At 43.0% G+C, this 5,730-nt stretch carries 6 protein-coding genes; 2 read left to right on the top strand and 4 right to left on the bottom strand.

Annotated features, from left to right (window positions below):
- Positions 1-152: 152 nt before the first annotated feature.
- Positions 153-1,007, top strand: coding sequence for a hydroxymethylglutaryl-CoA lyase (locus E1163_RS02935; RefSeq protein ID WP_155169287.1), 855 nt, complete (start codon positions 153-155; stop codon positions 1,005-1,007).
- A gap of 74 nt (positions 1,008-1,081) precedes the next feature.
- Positions 1,082-1,726 (top strand): tetratricopeptide repeat protein, encoded by a 645-nt coding sequence (locus E1163_RS02940; RefSeq protein ID WP_155169289.1) that lies wholly within the window; start codon positions 1,082-1,084, stop codon positions 1,724-1,726.
- A 334-nt stretch (positions 1,727-2,060) separates the two neighbouring features.
- Here E1163_RS02940 and E1163_RS02945 read toward each other — a convergent pair whose 3' ends face one another.
- From E1163_RS02945 to E1163_RS02960, 4 genes are all read right to left on the bottom strand, one after another.
- The gene (locus E1163_RS02945; protein ID WP_155169291.1) at positions 2,061-3,098 is read right to left on the bottom strand and encodes a J domain-containing protein; all 1,038 of its coding nucleotides are present in this window, start codon (positions 3,096-3,098) and stop codon (positions 2,061-2,063) included.
- Positions 3,095-4,210 carry a DNA-processing protein DprA gene (gene dprA, locus E1163_RS02950; RefSeq protein WP_155169293.1) on the bottom strand — a complete coding sequence of 372 codons (1,116 nt, stop codon included), beginning with the start codon at positions 4,208-4,210 and terminating at the stop codon, positions 3,095-3,097. The genes E1163_RS02945 and dprA overlap by 4 nt, the downstream gene beginning before the upstream one ends.
- Before the next feature lie 12 nt (positions 4,211-4,222).
- Positions 4,223-4,561 (bottom strand): MerR family transcriptional regulator, encoded by a 339-nt coding sequence (locus tag E1163_RS02955; RefSeq protein WP_155169295.1) that lies wholly within the window; start codon positions 4,559-4,561, stop codon positions 4,223-4,225.
- A 7-nt stretch (positions 4,562-4,568) separates the two neighbouring features.
- The coding region (locus tag E1163_RS02960) for a CapA family protein (RefSeq protein WP_221417920.1) at positions 4,569-5,730 on the bottom strand (1,162 nt) is incomplete at its 5' end.

The raw sequence follows: 5,730 nt of genomic DNA on the forward strand, positions 1-5,730 counted from the left end.
AATGTTTTAGCAGTTTTGGATAGTCAATCTAAAAATTAAAAACTATTCTTTTTTAAATATGTAGGATAAATCAACAATTTGTCCGTTCAATGATACGTTTTTGTCTTTTATAGGCTGAACCAATACATTTGCATACCTACTTTAAAGCAGATATGAAAATAATCGAATGTCCCAGAGATGCCATGCAAGGCATCAAACAATTTATACCTACCAAATTAAAGGTTGAATATATAAATAAACTTTTGAAAGTCGGGTTTGATACCATTGATTTTGGAAGTTTTGTTTCTCCAAAGGCTATTCCTCAAATGAAGGATACAGCAGAAGTACTGGAGCAACTTGATCTGGAGAGTACAGAGTCTAAATTGCTGGCTATTGTGGCTAATACACGGGGTGCCAATGATGCGGCCCAATATGAGGCTATCACCTATCTGGGTTTCCCCTTTTCCATATCCGAAACCTTTCAGCAAAGAAACACCAATAAGTCTGTCGTAGAGGCACTGAACACCCTGAATGAGATACAGGAAGTATGCGTTAAGCATGATAAGCAACTGGTATCTTATATCTCCATGGGCTTTGGTAACCCGTACGGAGACCCATATGATGTTGAGATCGTCGGAAAGTTTACGGATATACTCTCTTCTATGGGCATCGGCATTATTTCGCTGGCAGATACAATTGGAGTCTCAAATCGGGAAAACATCACTTACCTTTATGAAAACCTCATCAAAAACTATCCTGCTATAGAATTCGGGGCACATTTGCACTCCAACCCAAATACGGCGTTGGAAAAGATAGATGCTGCTTACCTGGCCGGATGTCGTCGTTTTGATGGTGCGATCAACGGTTACGGTGGATGCCCGATGGCAAAGGATGATCTGGTGGGCAATCTTGCCACCGAAATTATTGTGTCCTATTTAGAGACAAAAAATCCCGATTTGGGACTTGATAAAAAACTTTTCACTGAGGCAATGAACGCAGCACCTGCGATTTTTAGCCAATTTCATTGATTTGTAATTATTTTAAATTTTTAGCATTCTTTTTGGGTGGAATTTGTTACCCTGAAAAACCAATTAAATTCGAAATGAAAAAAATTATTATTGTGGCCGTTGGTCTGATCCTCTCGGTTAACTTATTCGGACAAACAGCCGCTGAATTTACTGACAAAGGAAAAAAGCTTTATGAGCAGCGTGAGTACATGCAGGCTGTTATCAATTACAACAAGGCTATTGAAATAGACCCCAATTATTCCCAGGCATACTACATGCGGGGGAAAATCAAGGAGGCTTTTGAAGATATCCATGGGGCAATGAAGGACTTTAATACAGCCATTGAAAAAAACACTAAGTATTCAGAAGCATTTTTTGCCAGAGGCAACATCAAATACAGATTGCAGGATTACTATGGTGCCATTGAAGATTACTCTTCTACCATAGAGATGGATCCTAATAACCTGGAAGCTTATTACAGAAGGGGACAGGCCAAGCAGCAGTTAGAGGCTTATCAGGATGCAATAAACGACTGTTCAAAAATATTAGAGCTTAACCCTAAGAACGTAGATGCTTACTACCTGCGTGGGGTGCTCAGGCTGGAATTCGGTCAGCTCCAAAAAGGCTGCCTTGACCTAAGTAAGGCAGGAGAGCTGGGTGACCTAAAAGCCTATGACATCATAAGAGAAAAATGTAATCAGCGTATATATACTACTGATAACGAGAATAAAGACAATTAATCGGGGTTTTTCATGGTAAAAAGGGCTCTGCTTCGGCGGAGTCCTTTTTTTGTTTTATGACTACTTCGGGTCAAACCTAAAACCTGTGGAGTAAATAGATTGGAAAGTAAGGTAAGTGAAACTTGCCACTGAAAATCAGTAAACCGTGCTTATTGTTATATTATACGAGTTTGTCTACTGCTCTTGCCGATTGCTATTAACAACTGTTTGTCAGCAAAGAGGTGAAAATTTAGGGTCTCCCCAGAAATTCCGCTTGGCCCCTTACTTCTCCATTGAGGCCGCTAAACTTTGAACAGTAAACTCTGAATTGTGAACAGAGAACTAAGAACTGAACTCACTCACAATGATATCTGAATAATACCTCAGCCTTATCATAGCCCAGCTCAAGCGCTTTGGCAAAGTCCTTACAGGCGGCAGTGCTATCGGCGTAGCTGATCTCGTTCATTCCCCGGTAGTAATATGACATAGCATGGTTTGGATCCAGCTCAATTACTTTTGAATAGGTAGTTGCAGCCTCCTTGTATAATTCCCTGTTTTGCAGGCACCACGCTTTGCCAAACCAGGCTGTTTGCAGATGAATGTTGCGTTCGATAAGATAGTTGAAGTTCTTTTCGCCCTTTTCGAATTCATATAAACTAAAGGCATTTAAAAGGCCAAAGTGAAGCTGGAGACTGTCAGGAGAGTAGTGAAGCGAATCCGCAAGGTTTAGTGACTTCAAGGATTCGTCATGATTACCCAATCCTTTGTATGCAAGGGCTTTAAGGTAGTATAATTCGGCATATTCCGATTGTTTTTCAGCGTACTCCAGGCCCCGGTTGGCAAAGTACAGGCCCTGTTCGTAATTACTAAGCTTGTAAATGGATACCTGGCTGCCGGCTATGCCCGCCTCAACTGTCCGGCCTCCGAATGCAGTAATGGCCCGGTCGAAATGATTCAGTGACTGGTAATAGTTTTGCTGCAGCACGGCCTCTACACCTCTTTCATATGAAGTAACAGACGATTGATGGATAAGCCATATGGGGATCAAAATCACCGCCATGATGAAGGCAATGATAAATACACGGGCATACATCCACGCAGTGGGTGTGTATCTTCTTTTTTCAGTGGTATAATAAGCTTTTCTGGGGGAGTATCTGGGGGTATTGTCAGGAGCGATCTGTTGCTTTAAAGACTGGTCAAACCGTGCTTTTTTCGTTGGGTCGGTTAAAATTTTGTGGGCTATATTTACCCGTTTGAACTTCTCTTCGTAATCAGGTTTTCCCGGGTTCCTGTCCGGGTGATACTTTTTGGCCAACTTGCGGTATGCAGCTTTTATTTCTTCCTGAGAGGCAAAATTGTCCAGTCCTAAAATGTGATAGTAATTATCTCTCATTTACTGTTGGCGAGCTTATAGCTTTTACCGGGTAAGGAATTAACGAATCCTTTGAATTCCAGGTTCAGTAAAACCGATGCCAATCTGCCAACGGGAAGCTGAGTTTGCCAGCTTAAGTTATCTATGGCAATTGCGGTGCCGTGTTTTTTCAGTTCTGAAAATACCAGAACTTCTTCGTCATCCAGTGAAGATATATCAACTTTAGCTTCTGGCTTTTCCTGTCCCTCCTCGAGAGGCTCCCAGTTCATGATATACTCCAGGTCTTTAATGTCCGTTAAAAGGTGGGCTTTGTTGGTTTTGATCAGGTCGTTGCATCCCTCGGAAAAAGAGCTTTTCCGGTCACCTGGTACTGCAAACACATCTTTACTGTAGCTATTGGCTATTTCCGCCGTTATCAGGGCACCTCCCTTTTTAGCAGCCTCAACCACCACAATAGCGTCCGACATGCCGGCAATGATCCTGTTTCTCGCCGGGAATTTTGGAGCATCAGGCTTGCTTCCAAAGCTATGTTCAGTGAGTATACCACCATGCTCGGTCATCTGGCGGGCAGTCTCTTTATGCAATGCCGGATAAATGATGTCTACACCACTGGCCATCACGCCTACGGTTGGCAGCCCGCTTTTTAAAGAGCATTTGTGGGCTTGTATGTCGATGCCATAAGCCAAGCCGCTTACTATCAGGGCATTATGTATTTTAAGTCCTTCTATGAATTCTGCCGTAAAGTCCCTGCCGTATTCAGTTGCATTTCTTGTGCCTACAATGGCTACCACTCTTTCCGCATTCAGGTCTGCATTGCCTTTATAGTACAGCAGGGAAGGGGCATTGTTGATATGCTTGAGCCTTTGAGGAAAGTCTTTGTCAGAATAGAGCAGCAGGCGGGTGTTTTCTTTCTCCGCCCTAACCAACTCTGTTTCAGCTTTGGCAAAAGGACGGTTTTCCAGGATGGATTTGGCCGTGGCAGGGCCGATGCCCGGTATCTTTAACAGTTTTGCTTTTGGAAGTTTAAATACGCTTTCTGCCGACCCGGAATAACTAACCAGTTGCTTCACAGCGAAATTTCCGATTCCGGGAATAAAATGCAGTGCCAGTTGAGCCAGCCGGTTCTGATCCATGTTACAAAGTGCTTAAGGGATCTGCTGTCTCAGCTCCTGTAAAAATTCTTTGACTTTACTCAAAGAATCGATCATATCCATTTTGTCTTTTACAGCGTTGGAGTCATTTTTAAGCATGTCTTTGGCCCCTTGCAGGGTAAACCCACGCTCTTTCACCAGGTGGTAGATAAGCTTGACATTGTCAATGTCTTCTTTGGTGAACTGACGATTGCCTTTCCGATTTTTCTTGGGTTTGATAATGTCGAATTCGGTCTCCCAGAACCGAATCAATGAAGTTGCCACGTTGAACATAGCTGCCACTTCTCCAATGGCGTAATACTTCTTCTCTATGGTCTTCTCTTTATAAGGCATGGATAATTCAGTCTTGAATATAAGTAATTATACCGCTATCGTCAATTTTTATTTTTACTTCCGGGAAATCTTTTTCGGTAAGCTGCTGCAAACGGGTGATGACCCGCTTTTGAGGATCGATACTCGGACCACCCTGACCCAGTTGAATTACAGGTGTGATCTCACCTTTGATAAAATTTCCCTGACTATCAGTAAAAACTTTAATGATAGGAGCCAAACCATTGTCCCCTCGTAGATTAAACCGGGCATAAGTACAAAAGTTACCCAGGCTGTAGGATATAAACTTGTTTTTATAAACTTCCACTGCTCTCGTTACATGCGGGCCATGTCCAAAAACAATGTCAGCACCCGCGTCAATTACCTGATGGGCAAAGAGATAGACATTGCCGCGGTTTTCTCCATAGAAGTATTCGTTTTTCCTGGTTACATGCTGGTATTTGCTACCTTCTGCACCTCCGTGAAAACTTACAATAACCACATCGCTAATGGAATCCAGATGTGCCACTATTTTTTGAGCGTTAGCTATGTCATTGATGCTTACCGTACCCGTGTTAGGTGCAAAAGCAGCAAAACCATATCGCATTCCGTCTTTTTCAAAAGTCGTATAAGGATTGGTAAGCAAGCCTGCATGGTTAATGCCCAGAGAGTCCAGTACTTTCATGGTATTTTTTCTTCCGGGGTTGCCAAAGTCCCCGGCGTGGTTATTGGCAGTGCTCATTACATCAAAGCCTGCATGGACAAGGTTTTTCGCCAGGTATTCCGGGGAGCGGAATATATAGCATACCTTCGGGTCTTTACAATACTTGGCATCACCACCTTTATTAAGTATAACCCCTTCAAGGTTACCGAAAGTCACATCCGCATTGCGCAGGATCGTGTCTACTTCGGCCAGCAGGTCAGCGCCCTGGTTAGGTGGCAGGTACCAGGTTTCAGGGTAGTTGGTACCCATCATAATATCCCCTACACCAATAATGGTCAATGTATCTTTTAGTACACGGTGTACATTAATAATAACAGAATCCTGAACTTCCGGGACCAGCGCAAGGGTAGAATCGACAGGTTGCTGAACAGCAGTATCAATTTTTACAATTCCTAATGTATCTTCTTGAGTGGCGTCAGGGGTCTTTTGTGCAGGTCTGGAAACCTTACATGCACTAAATACTACCGTC

Origin of the sequence: Fulvivirga kasyanovii (assembly GCF_009711405.1) — a bacterium.
Lineage (GTDB): Bacteria > Bacteroidota > Bacteroidia > Cytophagales > Cyclobacteriaceae > Fulvivirga > Fulvivirga kasyanovii.